At 50.9% G+C, this 20,618-nt stretch carries 19 protein-coding genes; 8 read left to right on the forward strand and 11 right to left on the reverse strand.

What is annotated here, in order from left to right; all coding sequences use genetic code 11:
• Positions 1 to 16: 16 nt before the first annotated feature.
• The 9 genes from BLV11_RS04685 to pilB all read right to left on the reverse strand — a co-directional run bounded on the left by BLV11_RS04685 (position 17) and on the right by pilB (position 9,655).
• Positions 17 to 574, reverse strand: coding sequence for a YfaZ family outer membrane protein (locus BLV11_RS04685; RefSeq protein ID WP_091811788.1), 558 nt, complete (start codon positions 572 to 574; stop codon positions 17 to 19).
• A gap of 177 nt (positions 575 to 751) precedes the next feature.
• Positions 752 to 943 carry a DNA gyrase inhibitor YacG gene (gene yacG, locus BLV11_RS04690; protein ID WP_091811789.1) on the reverse strand — a complete coding sequence of 64 codons (192 nt, stop codon included), beginning with the start codon at positions 941 to 943 and terminating at the stop codon, positions 752 to 754.
• On the reverse strand, positions 944 to 3,274 hold the full coding sequence (locus tag BLV11_RS04695) for a response regulator (RefSeq protein ID WP_091811847.1): 2,331 nt from the start codon (positions 3,272 to 3,274) through the stop codon (positions 944 to 946).
• An 84-nt stretch (positions 3,275 to 3,358) separates the two neighbouring features.
• The gene (gene tsaA, locus BLV11_RS04700) at positions 3,359 to 4,147 is read right to left on the reverse strand and encodes a tRNA (N6-threonylcarbamoyladenosine(37)-N6)-methyltransferase TrmO (protein ID WP_091811790.1); all 789 of its coding nucleotides are present in this window, start codon (positions 4,145 to 4,147) and stop codon (positions 3,359 to 3,361) included.
• Entirely contained in the window at positions 4,144 to 5,217 is a 1,074-nt protein-coding gene (locus BLV11_RS04705; RefSeq protein ID WP_245725911.1) for a hypothetical protein, read from the reverse strand. Before BLV11_RS04705 ends, tsaA begins: the two co-directional genes overlap by 4 nt.
• Positions 5,210 to 5,812, reverse strand: coding sequence for a dephospho-CoA kinase (gene coaE, locus BLV11_RS04710; RefSeq protein WP_091811791.1), 603 nt, complete (start codon positions 5,810 to 5,812; stop codon positions 5,210 to 5,212). The genes BLV11_RS04705 and coaE overlap by 8 nt, the downstream gene beginning before the upstream one ends.
• A gap of 25 nt (positions 5,813 to 5,837) precedes the next feature.
• The gene (locus tag BLV11_RS04715) at positions 5,838 to 6,713 is read right to left on the reverse strand and encodes a prepilin peptidase (RefSeq protein ID WP_091811792.1); all 876 of its coding nucleotides are present in this window, start codon (positions 6,711 to 6,713) and stop codon (positions 5,838 to 5,840) included.
• A 9-nt stretch (positions 6,714 to 6,722) separates the two neighbouring features.
• The gene (locus tag BLV11_RS04720) at positions 6,723 to 7,940 is read right to left on the reverse strand and encodes a type II secretion system F family protein (RefSeq protein ID WP_091811793.1); all 1,218 of its coding nucleotides are present in this window, start codon (positions 7,938 to 7,940) and stop codon (positions 6,723 to 6,725) included.
• 2 nt (positions 7,941 to 7,942) lie between these two features.
• A complete protein-coding gene (gene pilB, locus BLV11_RS04725; RefSeq protein WP_091811794.1) occupies positions 7,943 to 9,655 on the reverse strand; it encodes a type IV-A pilus assembly ATPase PilB in 1,713 nt (570 codons plus the stop codon).
• A 331-nt stretch (positions 9,656 to 9,986) separates the two neighbouring features.
• On the opposite strand from pilB, the gene BLV11_RS04730 reads away from it, so the two are divergent.
• The 6 genes from BLV11_RS04730 to BLV11_RS04755 all read left to right on the forward strand — a co-directional run bounded on the left by BLV11_RS04730 (position 9,987) and on the right by BLV11_RS04755 (position 16,172).
• Positions 9,987 to 10,427, forward strand: a complete 441-nt coding sequence (locus BLV11_RS04730) for a pilin (protein ID WP_091811795.1) — start codon at positions 9,987 to 9,989, stop codon at positions 10,425 to 10,427.
• Between the two features lie 49 nt (positions 10,428 to 10,476).
• A complete protein-coding gene (locus BLV11_RS04735; RefSeq protein WP_139173208.1) occupies positions 10,477 to 12,186 on the forward strand; it encodes a hypothetical protein in 1,710 nt (569 codons plus the stop codon).
• Positions 12,183 to 12,890, forward strand: a complete 708-nt coding sequence (locus BLV11_RS04740) for a hypothetical protein (RefSeq protein ID WP_091811797.1) — start codon at positions 12,183 to 12,185, stop codon at positions 12,888 to 12,890. The genes BLV11_RS04735 and BLV11_RS04740 overlap by 4 nt, the downstream gene beginning before the upstream one ends.
• A 119-nt stretch (positions 12,891 to 13,009) precedes the next feature.
• Positions 13,010 to 13,900 (forward strand): glycosyltransferase family 2 protein, encoded by an 891-nt coding sequence (locus tag BLV11_RS04745; RefSeq protein ID WP_091811798.1) that lies wholly within the window; start codon positions 13,010 to 13,012, stop codon positions 13,898 to 13,900.
• 2 nt (positions 13,901 to 13,902) lie between these two features.
• Positions 13,903 to 15,132: a glycosyltransferase family 4 protein gene (locus BLV11_RS04750; RefSeq protein ID WP_217634532.1), complete on the forward strand. Its 1,230-nt coding sequence runs from the start codon at positions 13,903 to 13,905 to the stop codon at positions 15,130 to 15,132.
• Positions 15,129 to 16,172 (forward strand): glycosyltransferase family 4 protein, encoded by a 1,044-nt coding sequence (locus BLV11_RS04755; protein ID WP_091811799.1) that lies wholly within the window; start codon positions 15,129 to 15,131, stop codon positions 16,170 to 16,172. Before BLV11_RS04750 ends, BLV11_RS04755 begins: the two co-directional genes overlap by 4 nt.
• A gap of 40 nt (positions 16,173 to 16,212) precedes the next feature.
• Here the strand turns inward: BLV11_RS04755 and BLV11_RS18650 are convergent, their stop codons facing one another.
• Both BLV11_RS18650 and BLV11_RS04765 read right to left on the reverse strand, forming a co-directional pair.
• Positions 16,213 to 17,013 (reverse strand): glycosyltransferase family 25 protein, encoded by an 801-nt coding sequence (locus tag BLV11_RS18650; RefSeq protein ID WP_091811800.1) that lies wholly within the window; start codon positions 17,011 to 17,013, stop codon positions 16,213 to 16,215.
• Complete coding sequence (locus BLV11_RS04765; RefSeq protein ID WP_091811801.1) at positions 17,010 to 17,828, reverse strand: glycosyltransferase family 25 protein; 819 nt, start codon at positions 17,826 to 17,828, stop codon at positions 17,010 to 17,012. The genes BLV11_RS18650 and BLV11_RS04765 overlap by 4 nt, the downstream gene beginning before the upstream one ends.
• A 557-nt stretch (positions 17,829 to 18,385) precedes the next feature.
• On the opposite strand from BLV11_RS04765, the gene BLV11_RS04770 reads away from it, so the two are divergent.
• A complete protein-coding gene (locus tag BLV11_RS04770; RefSeq protein ID WP_091811802.1) occupies positions 18,386 to 19,474 on the forward strand; it encodes a hypothetical protein in 1,089 nt (362 codons plus the stop codon).
• Positions 19,475 to 19,610: 136 nt separating this feature from the next.
• The gene (pseB, locus tag BLV11_RS04775) at positions 19,611 to 20,618 is read left to right on the forward strand and encodes a UDP-N-acetylglucosamine 4,6-dehydratase (inverting) (protein ID WP_091811803.1); all 1,008 of its coding nucleotides are present in this window, start codon (positions 19,611 to 19,613) and stop codon (positions 20,616 to 20,618) included.

Below are 20,618 nucleotides of genomic sequence, written 5' to 3' on the forward strand. Positions count from 1 at the left end.
CGATGAGGCGGGCGGATCAGAAGTACAGCTTCATACCTGCGAGTACGCCTTCATCCAGGTTGAGGTCTCCCGGAAAATCTTCAAAGTCGGTGTTGAGGTATCGGTAGCCGGCAAAGACTTCGGCGTTACGGATTACACGGTAGCTACCCCGCAATTCCAGGCTGGTCATGTCCTGGGAGTCGCCAAAGGCCAGGATGTCCGGTGCGTAATGAGCCATTCCGGTAAAGGACAGGCCTGGAACGTCTGGAATATTCACGGTGGCAAAGCCGCCCAGTCCCAACGCGCCGCCGTCCAGGCGATCTACGTCCCAGTAGATGCCACGCAGGCCGATGCCGGCCGTAGTGGGCAGGTTGCCAAGGGCGGTGCGGCCCTGGGCATGGAGGTCCAGGTTGGTAATGTGGCGGCTGCCTTCGTGATAGGTGTAGCCGACGCCGACCTGGGTGTTGGCGTTGGCATCGAACACATTGACCTGGCCCTTGACGGAGTCGTCAGTCAGGCTCAGGTCCAAGTCGGTTGCAAAGGCTGGCGCTGAGGCCAGCGTCAGGGCAACCACAGCAATACGGGAAATGTTCATGGAGCTACCTTTTGCTTGGTTCATTACATAGAAAATCGTTGCCACCAGGCCCGGTAGGGCAGGTGAGCGCCCGTTATCGGTATCTGATTACTGTTGGCGCCCATGGTAGCCGCGTACCTTGGGGAGCTCAACTTACAATCGGGTAAGTGACTGGCAAGCAATACCCTGGCGGGAAAGTCAGTGCTGGGTGTCCGTATGGTCGCCCTGGTCAAGATCGGATGGGTCTGCGTTCTCGGCAGGTACCCGGTATTCCTCGTTGGCCCAGGCCCCGAGGTCAATCAGCTTGCAGCGTTCCGAGCAGAACGGACGATGGGGATTGGACTCACTCCATTCCACGGATTTTTTACAGGTGGGACAATCAACTAGCATTCAGGAAACCGCCTTGCAGAATTGTTCGAGTACAGCTCTTAGCATTTCGATATTAACGGGTTTTGCGACAAAGGCATTCATGCCGGCCTGGCGGCAGTGCTCCTCATCCTGTTCCATGGCGCTGGCGGTCAGTGCCACCACCGGAATGGCGGTCCGGCCCTCCGCCTCTTCCCATTGCCTTAGCCGTCGGGTTGCTTCAAAGCCATCGACTTTGGGCATGACGCAATCCATAAATATGATATCAAAAGGATGCCACATCCACAGGCTTGCCGCGGCCTCGCCATCGTTGGCGGTCATGACGTCGCAGCCAAGTTTTTCCAGCAAGCGACGGGTGAGGGTACGGTTGACCGGGTTGTCTTCCACCAGAAGCACTCGCATCCGCCCGCAGGGAAGGCTCTGCTGTCGGGAGGTGGTGTGCACGCTTTGGAGTGAGAATCGGGTGAGAAACCGGCGTTTGTCCCGTTCTACATCAACAAAGAGCTGGTGCAGGATAGGGCTCAGACAGGATTCCCTGAGCGATTTGCTGAGAAAGGCATCCGCTCCGGCCTGGCGAAAGTGCTCTGCATCGCCCCGCTGAGGGTTGGACGACAGAATCAGCAGGCGGGTTTGGGTCCAGTCCGGGTTACTGCGGATCTGGCGACAAAGCAGATCGCTGTCCATATCCGGCACAAAACCATCCAGTATTACCGCATCGAACGGGCGCTGGCCATCGGCGGCGAGCCGCAGGCTGGTCAGGGCTTCCCCGGCGGACTTGACCGCTTCGATATCGATGTCATAGCGAGACAGCATTTCGAGGGTGATCTTCCGTGACAACTCGTAGGAATCCACCACCAGAATATGGCGCCCGTTGACCATTCGGGTGTCGGGCCTGATACGCGTGGCGCCGGACGGTGCCATTGGCAGAGTCAGTTCCACCCAGAAGGTGGTGCCTTCGCCGGGCTGGCTTTCGACGTCCAGCGATCCACTCATCAGATTGACCAGTTGACGACAAATGGCCAGGCCCAACCCGGCACCGGGAGACTGGCGCTGGAAGCGCTGGCCGAGCTGAACGTAGGGTTCGTAAACCAGGGGTAAATCTTCCGGATTGATGCCCACCCCGGTGTCTTCCACCGCCAGCCGCAGGCGAACATGGTCATCCTGACGGCCAAGTACCTCGATGCTGATGAGCACGTGGCCGGAGTCGGTGAACTTGATGGCGTTGGAGGTCAGGTTGAGCAAAATCTGGCGAATCCGCACGGGGTCCCCTTCCAGGGCAAAGGGCAGGTTCTCGTCAACCCTCAGTTCCAGCGCCAGACCCTTTTCCCGGGCCCGGCTGCCGAGCATGTGGACCAGATCATTCAGGGTTTCCCGCAAATCGAAGGGGATGGGCTCAAGGATCAGCTTACCGGCTTCGATGCTGGAAATATCCAGCAGGTCGTTGATGATGGCCGAGAGGTTTTCTGATGCGCTTTGCAGGGTCTGGACGTATTCGTGTTGCTCCTGATCCAGCTGGGTGTCGGCCAGCAGGCTGGCATAGCCGAGTACCGATTGCAGGGGGGTGCGGAGCTCATGGCTGACATTGGCGAGGAACTGGTTCTTGGCGTGGTTCGCCTTGATGGCTTCGTCCCGCTCGTCCCTGGACTGCAGACTGCTCTGGCGCAGGTTGCGGGTTTCTTCCAGTAATTGCTCCCTCATGATGTTTAGAGCCAACTCCATTTCGCTTAGCTCATCCGGGTGCTTGGGAGGTTTGCGCTTGAGCTTGAGGGGCTCTATCAGGGCATCCAGGTTCAGCCGTGCGGCGTATCGGGACATGGCTTCAAGATGTCTCGACAGCGTAATGCGAACGATCAACAGCAGCCCGAGCGTGCCCAGCATCACGATGAACGATTGGAACAGCAGGGTAAACAGCGCCCGCTCAATCATTTGCTGGTATACCAATTCCACTGATGAGGTCAGGGTCAGTGTTCCAAGCGTCTGGGGTTCATTCAGCGGGGAGCGGTCGTAGATCAGAGGGAAGGTCTGGGTAATGACCCGGTCGCCAGAGGGTTTGCCGGCGCTGAACTGATCGCCGTCGGACACGGTGACCTGGGCGTGGGCGATATCGGGAAGCCGGACAATGTCGTCGGTGGCGTTGGCGACTTCACTGTAGTTAAGCAGCCAGAGGTTGGTCGCGAGTGTGCCCGAGATGAGATCCGCTGCTTTGGCCTGGACGTTTTCAAGATCCCGGGTGCGGCTGTCCAGTTCACCGATCATTTGCAGGCCGGTGGCAACGAGAGAGAGAACAACACTGAATAGCATCACGTAGACGAGCAATCGAGCCGCCAGGGGGCGAACACCCATCTTTTTCAGCATGCTGGTCAGTGGCAAATCACGAATTCCCTGTGGAGAGTCTGGTCGTGTCCTGAATGACGTTGTTATTCAGTGATGTTCCCGAGTTTAACAGACCGTCAGAATCTCGACACCATCCGCAGAGGTCATTTCGCCAGCGTTACCCGATTTCTGGTTACTGCTCGAAACAAAGCGAAAGCGGACGTTAACGTCATACAGATGGGCACCGTAAACTCGATCTTCGTCGCGCCCGCGCCGGAACGATGGGCGGGGGTCGTAACTGACCACGTCTTCGATGAGTGCCCTGAAATCGGGATAACGCAGAGGATCAAGGTTGGCAAGTTGCTGTTCCGCCTCGGCGCTGAAAACCACCGGCAGTCGCCCGGTTGGTGGTTCCTCTGCCCACCCCAGGCGGGCGTTAGGGACTGCGTCGGCAAAGGGAAGGTAGGGTTTGATATCGAGAATCGGTGTACCGTCGATCAGGTCGTGGTCACGGATCCGCAGCAGCAGTTGCCCGTTTTCCCGTCGTAATCCCTGATTACTGACTACCGACAGGCCAAGGCTGTTTGGCCGGAAAGGGGAGCGGCTGGCGAATACCCCGACTTTCTTGTTGCCCCCCAGGCGCGGCGGCCGCACCACTGGCCGCCACTCGGCCCGCACCGCTTGGTGGAACTGAAAGGTCAGCCAGATATGGCTGCAGTCTTCCAGGCCGCGAAAGGCGTCTTCGCGATCAAACGGTGGCTGGATTACCAGGTCGGCCCAGGCATGCCGGGTCAATCCCGGTTGCCTTGGCACACCAAACTTGTCGCGAAAACAGGAGCGGGTGATGGCCACAGGCGTCAGCGTCAAGGCCTCCGAGGCGGGTCTGGAGGCGTGTCTGGTGGGAGCTCTGGTCATTGATTGAGGTTGCCTGATAAGTACATTTCGATACGGAGCACCAGCGAAGCCTGGTCCTTAAAGCTCTTGTCACGGGGGAAGTCGAAGGCAGGGATGATTTCTCCAAACAACCAGTCATCATAAAGCCGGTAACGATAGGTAACGTCGGCAAAGTAGCTGGTGGTTCGCCAGCCGGGCTGGCTTTCACCCAGTACACCCAACCGGGGGTTTATGGAGGAGCGGTTGTTCAGGTCCTTGTAGACGTTAAACACCTGGGACATCTCAAATTCGCGGTTACTGTGTACCCACTCCAGTTCTGAGGAGGTCAGGAACAGCCAGCCATTGCCGATATCCCTGCCAATGCCCATCCAGGTGCTCTCCCCCCAGCCACTCAGGTGGTAGTAAAAAACACGTTGCTGGACCTGGAGCTTCCAGTGTTCATCCAACGGCCACTGCTTGCGTGCCGTGGCCCGCCAAAAGGCATCTACCGGCAACCGCAGACGAATACCAATATCGTTATTAAGGTTTATGGCATCGCCTATCTCGGAGATGAATCGCAAGGCGCCGGTAGGCTCATTTTCGGTACGCTCATCGGATGGAATCTGCCGGCTCCGGCGCCGTTCGGCCAGGGGTATCAGTTCGTCGCTCTCGCTCTCGACAATCAGTCGCAGTTTTTCCTGAACGGTAGGAATGTCCAGGCGAAAGCGACCTTCCGGTTCAAACTTGAACGGATCACCGTACTCGGAGGCGGTTGCAAAGCCAATGCGCAGGTAGCTGGCATTGCTCGGCAGCGCCTGGGGACTGCCTGAGAGCGTTCGGTCAGCCCATTCGCCGAACTTTTCAACGAGTGCGGAGTTCGCACGCTGGCTGGCGATCACCCAATTGGAAAATTGCAGCCAGTAGGAGTCATCCGGATGCTGCCAGAACTCGGCTGGCTGGAAGGTGTAGATGTCCGGGGGCAGCACATCGCCGGGGAACAGAGGGGCGGGTGTATCGGTAATGACGACCGGGTCACCGTCAGCATGCACGAACCCCGAAGACATGGCCAGGCAGGCACACAGGACGACAAGACGAAGTTTAATGCTATCCAAACGCCACCAGTAATGTCTTGTGAATGGCCTCAACCTGGCGTTTCACGTCGTTTAGGGAAACATCATTATCGATGACTTCGTCGGCTTTTTTAAGCTTTTCTTCTCGGGGCATCTGGGCTGCAATGATCCGCTCCACCTGTGAGCGGTCATTGTTGTCCCTTGCCATGGTACGGGTGATCTGGGTTTCAACAGGCACATCGATGACAACAATGTTCTGCACCATCGTGTGCTGATCGGTTTCAAGCAGCAGTGGCGATACCAGAATCGAGTACGCCTGATCATAGTGTTCCGGAACCAGCTGGCGCTGCAGTTCCTGCCGGATCAGGGGGTGTAGCAGACCCTCTAGCCAGGTGCGCTGGTCCGGGTCGCGAAACACAATCGCCCGGAGAGCGGCCCGATCCAGCCCGCCTTGTGGATCGAGAATGCGGTCACCGAAGTGCTGACGGATCTGTTCCAGTGCGGGTGTACCAGGCTCAACCACCTGGCGTGCGACATCGTCGGCGTCGACCCAGTGAATTCCTAACTCCCCAAACAGGCGGGCAACGGTCGATTTGCCGCTGCCAATTCCGCCAGTCAGTCCAATAACGGCTGTCATTATGTGTCAGACCTTCTGTTGCAGATCAGAGCCCGAGGTAGCCGAGCCACCAGGCCTGCAGTTGCTCGCCAAACCAGAGTGCGAGCAATCCCGCGCCGGCCAGGTAGGGGCCAAACGGAATCGGTGTTTCCCGGCCATGCTGACGGAATACCATCAGGCTGATGCCAACCACAGCCCCGACCACCGAGGACAGCAGAATAACCACCGGCAGCATCTGCCATCCCAGCCAGGCGCCAAGGGCGGCCAACAACTTGAAATCTCCATGCCCCATGCCTTCCTTGCCAGTGACCAGTTTGAACAACCAGTACACCGACCACAGCGACAGATAACCGGCAACCGCACCCCAGAACGCGCTGTTAAAATCGGTCATCACGCCAAAGTAGTTGAGCATCAGGCCCAGCCACATCAGCGGCAAGGTCATGCTGTCTGGGAGTAGCTGGGTGTCCAGGTCGATCATGGTCAACGCAACCAGTACCCAGACCAGTACCAGCGACCACAACCCCGCTTCAGTCGGGCCCAGCAACCAGACCGTGAATACCGAAAACAGGGCTGTCAGGGCTTCGATGATGGGGTAGCGCGGTGAAATCCGGGTCTTGCAGGAACCACATCTACCCCTCAGCAGAACGTAGCTGATGACCGGTATGTTTTCCCAGGCACGAATCTCGTGGCCACAGGAAGGGCAGGTGGAGTTAGGTGTCGACAGAGTGATCCTGTCCGCCTTGCCCCGCTGCTTTTCCGGAACCTCCAGAAACTCCTCACACTGGCAGCGCCAGTCCTGCTCCATCATCTTGGGAAGACGAAGGATCACAACGTTCAGGAAGCTGCCAATACAGAGAGATACGAAAACGACAATGAAATAGAGCAGCCAGGGGCTGCTCGTGAAGATGGAAATGTCTGGCATAGGAATCGCTTATACAACCTGGCCCATTTGGAAGATTGGCAGGTACATGCCGATAATCAGGCCGCCGACCAGCACACCCAGTACGGCCATGATCATCGGCTCCATCAGCGCGGTCAGGTTGTCGACCATGTCGTCAACAACGGCTTCAAAGTGGTCGGCTACCTTTTCCAGCATTTCGTCGAGGTTTCCTGATTCTTCACCGATGGCGGTTAGCTGAACCGCCATGACAGGAAATACGCCGCTTTCCCTCATGGACGCTTGGAGTTGGGTTCCGCCTGAAACATCCTGCTTGATCTTTTGGATTGCATCTCGATAAACGGCGTTACCTGTTGCGCCAGCAACTGAGTCTAAAGCGTCAACCAATGGGACGCCCGAAGCAAAGGTGGTAGAAAGTACCCGGCCAAACTTGGCAACGGCGGACTTGTCAAGGATCTCTCCAACTATCGGCAGTTTCAGCATGTATTTGTCGACTGCGTCCGAAAATTTCTGGGATCGGGTTTTAGCTTCCTTGAAAACAAATATTGTGGCTGCGATGCCTAAGAGAACGATAAACCACCAGGCTTGCATCCACTCTGACACGTTGATAATAAATTGAGTGAATACGGGGAGCTCAGCTCCAAACCCTTCGAACAGAGACTCAAACTGGGGTACAACCTTTACCAGCAGAATGGCCGTTACTACGATTGCCACGACGACAACCGCTATCGGGTACGTCATGGCTTTTTTGACCTTCTTCTTCAGCCGTTCAGTCTTTTCCAAGTATGTAGCGACACGGTCAAGCATCTGCTCTAGAGCGCCAGCTTTCTCCCCTGAATCTACGAGGTTGCAGTAGAGGTCGTCGAAGTGTTTGGGGTGTCGGCGTAGTGCGCCGGCAAAGCTTGTGCCTGCGGCAACATCGTTGCGGATGCTGCTAACGAGGTCTTTCAATCCTTGATTTTCCAAACCATCAGTGACGATATCAAAGCTCTGAACCAAGGGGACGCCGGCTTTCATCATTGTCGCCATCTGGCGCGTGAACATGGCGATATCGAACGGCGTAATTTTCTTACTGCCGCCGAACAAGGGCTTGGGCTTTTTGCGGACTTTATCCGGGACAATACCCTGCTTACGTAATTGGGCCTTGACAAGGGCAAGGTTGGATCCGGAAATTTCGCCTTTTGTTTTATTGCCTTTCCGGTCTTTGCCTTCCCAGACGAATGCCTGAAGTTGTTGTGCTTTCTCTGCCATGTTTAATCCTTAGTCACCCGGTTGGCTTCTTCTAGGCTGGTCACGCCCTGCATCACTTTTAAGAGGGCAGACTGCCGTAAGTTACGGAAGCCTTCAGCCTGGGCCTGCTTCGCAATCTGGATGGAGGTGGCCTCCTCCATAATCATATTCGCGAGTACATCCGTGATCTTTACGACCTCGTAAATGCCGACGCGCCCTTTATATCCACCATTGCATTTATCACAGCCCTTGGGGCGGAACAACGTAAAGCCTGTATCAATTTGTTCCTGTGTGAACCCTTCCTTCAAAAGCACGTCCTGAGGGATATCTGCTGCTTCTTTGCAACTACTGCAGAGCCTTCTTCCAAGTCGTTGGGCAATGATAAGGCTCACTGATGTTGCGATGTTGAATGCTGGAACCCCCATGTTCATCATCCTGGTGAGGGTTTCTGGTGCGCTGTTCGTGTGCAAGGTAGAAAGTACCAAGTGGCCGGTCTGGGCGGCCTTAATGGCAATGTTGGCGGTTTCAAGGTCCCGAATCTCGCCGACCATGATAATGTCCGGGTCTTGCCGCAGAAATGCCCTAAGTGCTTCAGCAAAGCCTAGCCCGACTTTGGTGTTGACGTTAACCTGATTGATCCCCTCAAGGTTAATCTCCGCCGGATCTTCAGCGGTGGATATATTGAGTTCTGGTGTGTTGAGGATGTTCAGGCCGGTATACAGTGAGACGGTTTTTCCTGAACCAGTGGGGCCGGTCACCAAGATCATGCCCTGCGGCTGTTCCAGCGCTTTCAGGTATAAATTCTTTTGATCTTCTTCATAGCCCAACACGTCGATGCCCAGTTTTGCCTGGCTGGGGTCAAGTATTCGAAGCACTATCTTCTCACCCCACAACGTTGGCAGGGTGTTGACTCGGAAGTCTATGGCCTTTGTTTTGGACAGCTTCATCTTGATCCGGCCGTCCTGAGGGACTCGCCGTTCGGAAATGTCCAGTTGCGCCATGATCTTAACGCGGGCCGCAATCTTGGGGGCAAGCTTGATCGACGGCTTTGATATTTCCTTTAGAATGCCGTCAGTGCGGTATCGAACGCGGTAGGCTTTTTCATACGGCTCAAAATGAATATCCGAAGCGCCGGTGCGAATAGCATCCAGAAGCATCTTGTTGACGTATTTTACGATCGGGGCGTCGTCAAGGTCTGCCGTGCCAACAGACTCTTCTTCCTGTTCCCCGCCTTCGGTTTCAACACCTTCTAAATCGGCGTCATCCAGGTCGCCCATCGTCGTATCCTGGGCTTCCAGGAAACGATCGATAGCGGCATGTAGAAGTGTCTCGTCAGCAAGAACGGCATCTGTGCTCAGGCCAGTATTAAACTTAATTTCGTCTAGGGCCTGAATGTTGGTTGGATCAGAGACTGCAATAAAGAGACGATTGCCTCGCTTATACAGGGGGAGGGCGTTGTGTTTGCGAATGAGCTTTTCGTCTACCAGCTTTTCCGGAAGCATCTCCGGAACGAAGGCTCCCAGATCGATCACTGAGACCCCAAACTCCATGGCTGCCGAATAGGCGAGGCCCTTGCTCTCGGCCAAGTTGTTCTGAACGAGGTAGGAGATTAATGGGATTTTGTTATTGGACGCCTGGATAAAGGCGTCCATGGCGGTATCTTCATCCAATAACCCGTCTTCGACAAAGCGACGGGCAAGGCCGGTGAGCGTGATGCTTTTCTTGTTGGTAGACATAAGAATGGATGAACGAGTCCTAAGTAACTGAATGTCGGTTCCTAAATCCTACGCAGAGTTTAGTTGCCTGTGGAGGGTTTGGAAAGGTGTAGCTGCGCGTAACCTCAGAAGAGCACAAGAGACGGCTGTCAGTGACGTTTTTTGTCACCCAATGACGGAAGAGGGCAGTATTCTTTGTCGGGCTTGGTTATGGTGGGTTTTATGAAAAGCCAATAATTACATGAATTTGGTGGTAAATTTTTCATTTTCTTGCAATTGGCACGGTCAATGCTACAGTTCTGGCAGGTCGCTCTGCAGAGGGGCGTCACTGTCAAACTTCCGGAGATGAAGCATGAAAAAAGTTCAACAAGGTTTTACTCTGATTGAATTGATGATCGTTGTTGCGATCATTGGTATTCTGGCTGCGGTCGCGATTCCTGCGTATCAGGATTATACCATTCGTGCCAAAGTGACCGAAGCAATGTCCATTGCTTCCCAGGCAAAAACTGCGGTGTCTGAGTACTATATTTCTCAAGGTTCAATGCCGGCTGATCAGACCACTGCCGGTTTGGAGACTGCAGCTAGCTACGCAACAGATGTTGTTCAAACTATGACGTACACCCGCACCAGTGCAGATGTAGGTGCGATTGCAATGGCAGTTCAGGACTTGGGTGGTGATACTGCTTTGGGTCAGACCTTTACGCTGACTGGTACTGGTAACAACGTAGGTATTACTTGGGTGTGTGCTGCAGGCACTATCAACTCCAAGTACCTGCCGTCTAACTGCCGTTAATTGGCTCTGGCCAATTAGTTGAGAAAGCGCCTTCGGGCGCTTTTTTACTATGTGGATAATTCATAACTCTTATTTTCACCTTCTCTGTGCCTCCATTCTGACTGTTTCGGTTTATATGGTGGGGCTGCCTGGTGGTTTCTACTTTGATGACGAGTGGAATATTCTCCAGAATCAGGCGTTGCAGCTTGATACTTTGTCGCTGGAGGGGCTTTGGGCTGCGATGGCGTCCGGTACTGCTGGGCCGTTGGGGCGGCCGGTGGCGATGCTGAGCTTCGCGCTTAACCACGCCTTCTTCGGGCTAGACCCCTACTACTTCAAATCAGTAAATCTTTTTATCCATCTAGCGTGTGGTTGGGCAATATATGGCCTGGTGGTGGTGTTGGCTGGATATCTTCCCGTAAAGCTCGATAGCCGTAAGCATTTGTTTGCCTTTTTTGTGATGCTGCTGTGGCTGTTGCATCCGCTTAACCTGACTGCAGTCCTGTATCCGGTCCAGCGCATGGCGGGGCTAAGTGCACTGTTTTGTCTGCTTGGGATGCTGTCATACGTTTTGGCCAGGCGGTGCAGCAGAGATCGCATGGCAGCTAAGGCTGGGCTGTACATTTGCAGTTTCGTGCTGTTTTGGCCTTTAGCCCTTGCCAGTAAAGAAAATGCAGCCCTGTTTCCGGTTTATCTGTTCCTGTTGGAATTGACATTCTTGAGGTTCCGGCCAATCGGTCGAGACGAGGTGAGCAGGCCTTTGGTTCTGGCGTATAGTGGGTTCCTGGTTATGCCAGCAGTTCTGACGGCTCTGTACTTTATTGTGTTCCCGGATTGGATTCTGAATGGCTATTTAAATCGGGACTTTAGTTTTCAGGAAAGGCTGCTGACGGAAGCCCGTATCCTGATATTTTACCTGGGTCAGCTGTTGGTTCCGTTGAACAGTTCCTTGGGGATGTTCCATGACGACTTTATTCTGTCTACGTCTTTGATAAGCCCCTGGACCACCTTGCCAGCCGTATTGATAGTGATATTCTCTATCGTCTGGGCGTTGTTGCGGGTGGGCAGGTATCCTGTTATTGCCTTTGGGTTGTTGTTTTTCTTCGCGGCTCATTCCCTTGAGTCCAGTGTGCTGGCGCTTGAATTGGTACATGAACACCGTAATTACCTGGCGAGTTTTCCTATTCTGATGGCAATCGCCTATTGCCTGCTAGCTTGTGGGGAGGCTGGTCTCAGATTAAAAATGTTACTTTCAGTATCATTGATCCTTTTTCTGGCTGTAACAACATTGTTTAGGGCTGCCGTGTGGGGATCTCCTGCACTGCATGTGATGAGTGAGGTCATGAATCACCCCCTGTCGCCAAGAGCAAACTATGGAATGGGCAGGCAGTATGCTGTTTATGCAAGCTCACTTCCCGATTCACCTCAGAAAATGGACGCTCTGCAAGAAGCCGCCGGTTACTTCAAAAAAAGTACCGAGCTTCGTGCTAGTTATACCGACGGTTTATTTGGCCTGTTAATGATGGAGGCTATGGAGGGGCGTGACATGGGTGATACCGCTTTCCGGGATTTGTTGAGCCGGTTGGCCGGGGCTCCGTTTGCCAATAATAACTACAACTATCTCAACAGCTTGATCTCCTGTATCGAAAATGATGACTGCCAGGTGTCCAAAGATAAAGTGGCGGCTATTATCGATGCCAGCCTTGAGAATCCGATGTTTACCGGGCGGCATAGGGAGTTCATTTTGAGGCGTTATGAGGCCTATCAGAAGCGGCTATGAAGCTGAATCGCCTGGTTGTCCTCATCGCGAGCATGTTCGAAACGCTGGTTTTAGGGTGTGTAGTTTTTGTTTGCTTGAAAAACTGGTATCCGGGGGTCTATTTTGACCTATTTGGTAGCAGTCTTAATCTGGCTTTTTTGGTAGTGGCCCTTCTGGTGCTCGGGCCGTTCCTGAATGTGCTCGTGTACAAAAAAGATCGTACTAGTTATATCAATGACCTTAGTGTGATCTACCTGCTCAAATTTTGTGTATTGATTCTCTGGCTACATAATTTTTATAGTCAGCGTCCTATATTGCTTGTGTTTTCTGTGGACCGGCTTGTGGTTGTGCAAGCGCACCAGGTGCCCTTGGGGCAGCTCCCTCCGGAGATTGCCGTGATGATACTGAATAGCAAGCAACCTCCGGTCGTGGCGGCCAGAAAGTTCGCTGGTGACGATGTCGGGATGATGATTCAGGTTATGGCCGGGGCTCCTGATATTGAGTATCGGCCAACACAATATGAGCGATTTGATTACCAGCGCAAAGATTTCTTAGAAAGACTATGTGTTGGTGGTATAGCAAGTGCTCTGGAGCAGAGTGCATTTATGACGGAATGTTTCGTAGTAGAGGCCCCGTTGGTATATAAAGCGGATCAATATGCGACTGCTGTTTTTGAGGTTGAGCAGGCAATATTATCTCAGGTATTGGCGAAGGATCCTTGGTGATTGCCTTCTGAACGCTATTTGTCTGGAGCTTGGGCGCGCTCTATAGGTTTTGGTTTACTGAGTGACTCGCTACAACTAATCAATCGTTTCCTGTTATGGAAGCATACTTAGGATTATGCATGGTTCCTCTTGAAAAAAACGCTGAATACTTGAGTAATATAAAAGTATCAGCTGTTATTCCGGCTAAAAATGAAGCAGCAGCTATTGGCAATGTGTTGCGAGAGATCTTTGCTCTGTCTGTTGTTGACGAAGTCCTTGTAATCGATGATGGCTCAACGGATCAAACTGCGGAGATTGCAAGAGCTGAAGGTGCCCGGGTGATTTCGCACCCCTATTCCATGGGTAATGGTGCAGCCATTAAGGCAGGGGCCCGCGCGGCGACTGGCGATATTCTGGTGTTTATGGATGGAGATGGCCAGCATTCACCCAAGGATATTTCAAGATTGCTCAAGCAACTTCACCAGGGCCTGGACATGGTCGTAGGGGCTAGAACGGCTGGCTCACAAGCTAGCTTTGGTCGGGGAGTTGCCAATCGGATCTACAACCGGTTGGCAAGTTATATGACGGGGCAGAAAATTGAGGATCTGACATCGGGCTTTCGTGCTGTGAAAGCCTATAAATTTCGTCAGTTTCTGTATTTGCTTCCTAATGGGTTTTCTTATCCGACGACATCGACGATGGCGTTTTTTCGGGCGGGTTACAAGGTTGGCTATATTCCGATAAGGGCTGCCAAAAGGGTTGGGAAGAGCCATATCAAGCCTCTCCAGGATGGTGTTCGCTTCCTTCTTATCATCTTCAAGATCGGAACGCTTTACTCGCCCCTGAAAGTGTTTGTTCCGATATCATTTTTGGTCTTTTTCACTGGCCTTAGCTATTACGGGTATACTTATTTTACATCGGGCCAGTTCACCAATATGAGCGCTTTGATGTTCACTACATCGCTTGTTGTGTTTATGGTCGGGTTGGTTTCCGAACAGATCACCGCTTTAATGTATCGTGATAGTGATTAGGTGTGATCAGGCTGGAGAATAATCCATCAGAAGCCAAGCGCAGGCTTTTGGTTGTCTCATCAACCTATCCGAGGTGGCTCGGCGACTCGGAGCCTGGCTTTGTCCACGAGTTGTCCAAGCGCCTGGTTAAGGATTATGAGGTTTTTGTCCTCAGTCCTCATGCTGAGGGTGCGAAGAAAAAAGAGCTCCTGGATGGAGTCAATGTCATACGATTTAAGTATGCTCCTGAGCGGTTTGAAACGCTTGCCTACAATGGAGGTATTGTTTCCAATTTGAAGGCAAGCCGTATCAAGTTTTTACTGGTTCCAGCATTTCTCGTTGCACAACTCTTTGCTCTTTGGCGATTGGTAAGGGTGAACAACATTGACATCGTACATGCTCATTGGTTGCTTCCTCAAGGCATTGTCGTTGCCATCTTGAGTGTAATCTGGCCGCGTTTCCCTCCTTTCTTTCTTACGTCCCATGGTACCGACCTGATGGCATTCCGGGGCAGCATATTTCGGCGTTTAAAGCGATGGATGATCAATCGGTCGGTGTCGTATACCGTTGTTAGCTCAATGCTGAGAGGTGAGGCAAAGGCTCTTGGTGTTGAAGATCAAAAAACAGCAGTTGTGCCTATGGGGGTTGATCTGGAAAGCGGCTTTACACCTGGCTCATGCCCTCAAGCTGGCCAGTACGAGCTCCTGTTTGTAGGACGATTGGTCAAAGGCAAGGGCCTTGAAGAACTTATTTCCATTATGCCAGCGCTATTGGGTGAGTTCCCCGGGGCTTCATTAACGATTGTCGGAGCTGGTCCTGAGGCCGTACCCTTGGGCAGATTGGTGGATTCATTAGGCGTTCGTGACCAAGTGTCCTTTGAAGGGGCTAAGCCCGCAACCAAGATGCCTGATTACTATCGCAGAGCCTGCTTGTTCGTCGCCCCCTTTCAGCCTTCGGAAGGACTGGGGCTGGTTACTATTGAGGCTCTGGGTTGTGGCTGTCCGGTCGTCACTACGGATATCCCCGCAACGCGGGAAGTACTGAAAGGCATTAAAGGTTTCGTTACTGTGCCCTCAGGTGATTCGAAGAGATTGCTCAATGGTGTCATCGAAGTTTTGAGGAATCGCAAACAGTACGCGGACGCCGTAATTCTTTCCAATGAGGCTATAAAGCGGCGTTTTGATTGGTCATCTGTATCTGCTCAATATTCGCAGTTGCTGAATGTCGTGATTCAGGAAGAAAGAGGCGAATGATGCAGAATTCTTTTGGGGTCTGGTTTCCTGCCATTCGGACCGGAACTGGAACCGATCTGTATACATTACGATTAGTGGATGCATTGAGTAGGCGAGGGGTAAAAGCCGGTATTACCTGGCTTCCGCGTCGGGCTGAGTACCTGCCATGGTCGGTTCGTAAGCCGCCAACTCCGGCTTGGGCTGATCTGGTTCACGTAAATTCCTGGCTGCACCCTCACTTCATTTCGAGCGATTTGCCGATAATTGCAACCATCCACTCTTGCGTTCATGACGAATGTCTATCGTCTTATAAAAGCTTTTCGCAAGCGCTCTACCATGACAACTGGGTTTATAAGATAGAACATCAAGTCGTCAGTTCTGCAAGGCTGGTGACCGCTGTAAGCGAATATTCTGCTTTGGTCGCTGGCAAGGCTTTTCGCAGATCTGATGTTATCCCAGTGCATAACTGGATCGATACGGAACAGTTTGCCCCGCGTCGGACGCAAGAAAGCCATCGTCCTTTTAGGTTGCTGTATGTTGGGTCAATGATTATTCGAAAAGGAGTGGATTTACTGCTCAATATCATGGAGGCGCTTGGGGGTGGATACGAGCTTCTATTTACGGGAGAAATGGTTGATCTAGAAAAGTATGGCTCTGTTCCAGCCAATATCAGACCGATCGGACGGGTACATGGTGACAGAAATCTTGCGACTCTCTATAACGATTGTGATGCGCTGTTGTTCCCTTCCCGTCTGGAGGGGTTTGGGTTGGTTGCCCTTGAGGCGGCTGCTTGTGGGCTACCTGTAATCGCGTCGAGAAGCTCGTCGTTGCCGGAAGTTATTCTTGACGGCGAAACCGGTTTTTTGTGTGATGTTGATGATGTTGAGAAGTTCGTTGAAGCGGCTAGGCGACTGAAGGAAGATGCTCGACTCTGTGAGCGTTTATCACGCAACGCTAGAATTAGAGCAGCGACGCTATTCTCTGAAGACAAGGCGATTGATGCTTATCTGGAAATTTACCGAAAGGCGTTGGAGAGCCCAACGCCTACTTTTATGAGCTAATGCAATTGATTTGCTCTTATCTATTCTTCCGGTAACCAGCCTATGCGCTGGGACGGTCAATTTCTGTGCCTTGATGAATTCTATGCAAGTGAAGGTAGCGAGCAAGGAATGGCGTAAATATTCTGGTTAATGGACGCCCAATGCTTTCTTTCCATCCATCCTGATACCAGCGTTTTATTAATCCCCCGTTGTATTGATGAGACCGGCCTTGCTCGATGTGGCTATTGGCCGTATCGGCTGTAGGGTGTGCGAGGACCGGGCTGTAAAAGACGTTGTACTCTCCTTTTAAGAGTGCAGCCCAGTCATCAGCTCGGTGCAAGCACCTCTGTTGTTGCTGGAGTAAATGTTTTGCCATTTCAAAATCAACAGCGTAACAGCATGTGCGCGATAGATTGCGACGTTGAAGTTCAGGGATTCTATATACGCTGGCTCGAGAAGATTTAAATCCATGTAAATGTCGCGCGCGACTCATTCCTTGTAAGCCTCCAAGTATTGCCAGGCTTTTAGGGGGGAGGGCTAACAGAATCTCCCCAATTTTCTCAAGCCGGCCGCAATCTCCTATAACGTCGTCTTCAAGGATCAGGTGAAATGATGTTGGGTTCGCCTTTGACTCGACAATCGACTGAAAGATCTTCAGGTGTCCAAGTGAACACGCGATTTCTGGGCCAGTTAATGGTCGATGTCGGTCTTTGGCGCATGGGGGTATATCTGTTATCGGGGATGCTGATCGTCCGTCAACGGCATCAATAAACCGAAATTTGGGCGCATAGCGGGGGAACTGAAGCTCTAGAGCTTCCCGCCTTTGGTGGTCATCCGGCAGAGATAGAACGTATATGTTCATCGCTTTGAAGAGGGCCTCTCGTCTCCGGTCGGTATTTTAACCCAACCTTTCAGCCTTGCCACAATCGGTAAGGTAGCTTTCAGAATTTGGGTTAACGTAGTGTAGGTGAGTCCATCCTTATAAACCCTTTTCCAAAAAGGCTCATGGCTAAGCATTGACCTGTCTTTTTCTAGATGGCTCCCGCTCAGGTCTCTCGGGTGTTGAAGGTGTTGGGAGTAATAAAGCTCCCGCTCGCCGGAAAGCAGGTGGCGCCAATCATCGGCGCGTCTCAGGTTGTCATTTTGACGTTTCAGGATTTTGCCTGCCATAGACGGGCTGACAGCATAACAGCAGGCCCTGGCAGTGAATCTCAGTGTGATGGGGGGCAGGCGAAAATAGTCCTGTTCTCTAGGGGCGTACAGGTAACTGGAACCTCGCAGGCCTTCTTGGCCGCCACAAAGAAGGAAGTGATGGTGCGGAAGGTTTTGAGAGATCTGCGATATTGATTCAATGTCCTGGTCACCGCCAATGACGTCATCTTCCAATATTAGTACGGAATGTGCTTTGCTTTTTTGAGCAATTTCAAGTGCTTTAATGTGGCTTTGTGCACACCCGATTTCAGTATTGCTTAACGTTAAATGAGAGTGGGGGAGGGGTAAGCATCTGAAGTCTGTTTCGGGGGATCGGGGGGCTGTCAAGTCGATGCCATGAACTAATCGGAAATTGTGGTAGTTGGCTGGGAATCTTGATTTTAGTTTATGTCTCCTATGATTATCTTTATCTAGGGATATAAGGAGGACTTCTACATTTTTTGGGGGGTTATCAATATTGGTCATTCATGAAGAACCGTAAATAAAATATGCTAATATATTGAGGCAAATTCTATAATTAAAAATGATGGATATCAATGTGCTGTTTTATATGCGTATGGGGATTTTATCAGGCGGGCGCCTGAACTGGAAATTTGCTTTGGTTCTGCTAGGGATGCCTCGCAATAGTTGATCCTCATTCCGGTACACTGAAGCGATTGTTTATTTAACGAAAATTTTGTGGGTTGCGAGAGGGTCGTTGATCATCTATTTTTATTTCTGAAGTTTTCTCCCAAGCAGGTTTTTAGGTACCTTTAATGCTTTAAGGGAGCTGAAAATCATACGGTAAGTCTAATTTTTTATGCCCCTTTTGTGTGAGCTTGGTGTCAAGTTTTTTGCTTTTGCTTCTCGTTCAGCCTTTGCTTCGAGTGCTATAATCGCGCTGAAACAAAGCCTTTCTTGATCGAGGCAGTAATGGTTGTTTTATGTCTTGTGCTTTTGTGGGTTTTTGTTTGTTTATTGTGTTTTTTGGTTGCTGATGAAGTTGCCTTTCGGAAAGCAGCACGGCTATCAGGGTATTTTCAATGGAAATTAGTGAGCTTGAAAAATATCGGCCGCTGTACCTCTCCATGGAGAGAATGGGAGCTGGCCGTATCCTGAAAGAGTTTTTGCGTAGAGATCTTCGACAAACTCTCCCATTTTCAGTTTCTCATGGCGTGGATTTTGGTCATTGCTTCGATGCTATGGATATTGAAGATATCGAGCCAGTACACTGGGCATACAATGATGTAATAAAAGATAGGGTCTCAGGAAAGAAGAATTATATTTTAGCTCCGCACCCCTGGGCTATCTTGCATCAAAAACTGGGAGAAGAAAGAGGAGCGGGAACATTAATTATAGGGCCTCCTCCCGGAGTGGATAATGACAGGAAACTTTATGATTTAATTCGCCATTGTAATATAGGTAAAGCAAATATACTAATCAAAGGTGTTGGGAATTACTTAGGCTCAATTGAATTTTGGAAGAGTAAAGGGGTAGAGCCTGTTACAGCAGGATTTAGAGATATTGAGTTTTATGATCGATTGTTTTCTCTTCTGTCTCGGTATGATCGAGTTATAGGGTCTAATCTTTCTAGTGCTATTGTATTTGCGGCCAGTATCGGGAAGAAAATTGAGTTTGTTGATGGTTTCTCCTATGAGTTTTATGATAGGGGAGATTATTTGAATAGAGTGAACTTTGAATCGGAGGATGCAAGGTCTTTTATTAAATTTTTTTTCTATGGAGGGGGGCGTGAAAGAAAGGAGTTGTCGCAAAATTTACTTGGGTATGAATATTTGAGTTGTTCGAAAATGATTAATAATAACATTGAAAATGTTTTGTCTGAACTGAAGTCGCCTGTCTATGTGTCAAACAATAAAAAACCATTTCATCTATTAAGGCTGTTTGCGGCTGTTAAATTTAATAGGCCTGGCTTGATTCGGTCTGATTTTTTTTCTCTGGTTCGAAACTATTTTTTTTCAAATGGACATAAAAATAAAGTTTGTAAGGTTGAGCTCAATGAGTTGTCTGCTTGGTTAAACGGGGTATCTTCTGACAATTTCCAAATAACCCCAACCCCCTATGTCAAGGGTGTAACTGTTCCCGGTCAGGCGGTGACTCAGTACCCGGAATGACCGGTTGTGTAGTGTAAGCTGGATTCATGTTTGCTGGTTTTTTAATCTTGCCCCCATGTGGCCTATCCCAGCGGTCAGTTCCAGGAGTTAAGCGGACTGTTTTGAGCTTTTCAACCCTATAAGGTAAATCGTACTGATGGATAATACGTTAAGTGGGAAAACAATTTTGGTTACGGGAGGAACTGGCTCCTTTGGCCATAAATTCATTCCGATGACTCTGGAAAAATATAACCCAAAGAAGATTATCGTATTTTCTAGAGACGAGATGAAGCAATGGGAAATGTCCAAGCTGTTTAATGGGGACGATCGCCTGCGGTTTTTTATCGGCGACGTGCGGGACCGGAATCGGCTATACCGCGCATTGGATAATGTGGATTACGTTGTTCATGCTGCGGCAACCAAGATTGTGCCTACTGCGGAATATAATCCTTTTGAGTGCATAAAAACAAATATCAACGGTGCCATGAACCTGATTGATGCATGCATCGATAAAGGCGTTAAAGGTGTAGTGGCGCTGTCTACGGATAAGGCAAGTAGTCCCACGAACTTGTACGGCGCTACTAAACTGGCCTCAGACAAGTTGTTTGTGGCGGGGAACTCCTACGCAGGCGGGCATGAAACAAAGTTTTCAGTGGTTCGCTATGGAAACGTGATGGGCTCGAGAGGATCGGTAATACCTTACTTTATGTCCATAAAAGATAAGGGAATTTTACCGATTACCGATCCTAGAATGACGCGATTTATGATTTCACTTGAGCAAGGGGTTGAGTTGGTTTGGCACGCTTTTGACGATATGGTGGGAGGGGAGGTTTATGTTAAAAAAATCCCCTCCATGAAAATGACGGACTTGGCTCGTGTCGTTGCACCTGAAGCGAAAATCGAGGTGGTTGGAATCCGTCCCGGTGAAAAGTTACATGAACAGATGATTAGTTCTGAAGATTCCTATTTCACTTATGAATATTCAGAGCATTTCAAGATTTTGCCAAACATACATAATTGGGGAATTTGTTCTCTACGCATTAAAGACGGAAGAAAAGTGCCCGAAGGTTTTGTCTATTCCAGCAACACCAACGCGGAATGGATGAGTGACAAACAGCTTCAGACTTGGATTGAACTCAATTACGCTGATATCGGTAAGATCTGA

It is taken from the genome of Marinobacter mobilis, from assembly GCF_900106945.1.
Taxonomy (GTDB): Bacteria; Pseudomonadota; Gammaproteobacteria; order Pseudomonadales; family Oleiphilaceae; genus Marinobacter; species Marinobacter mobilis.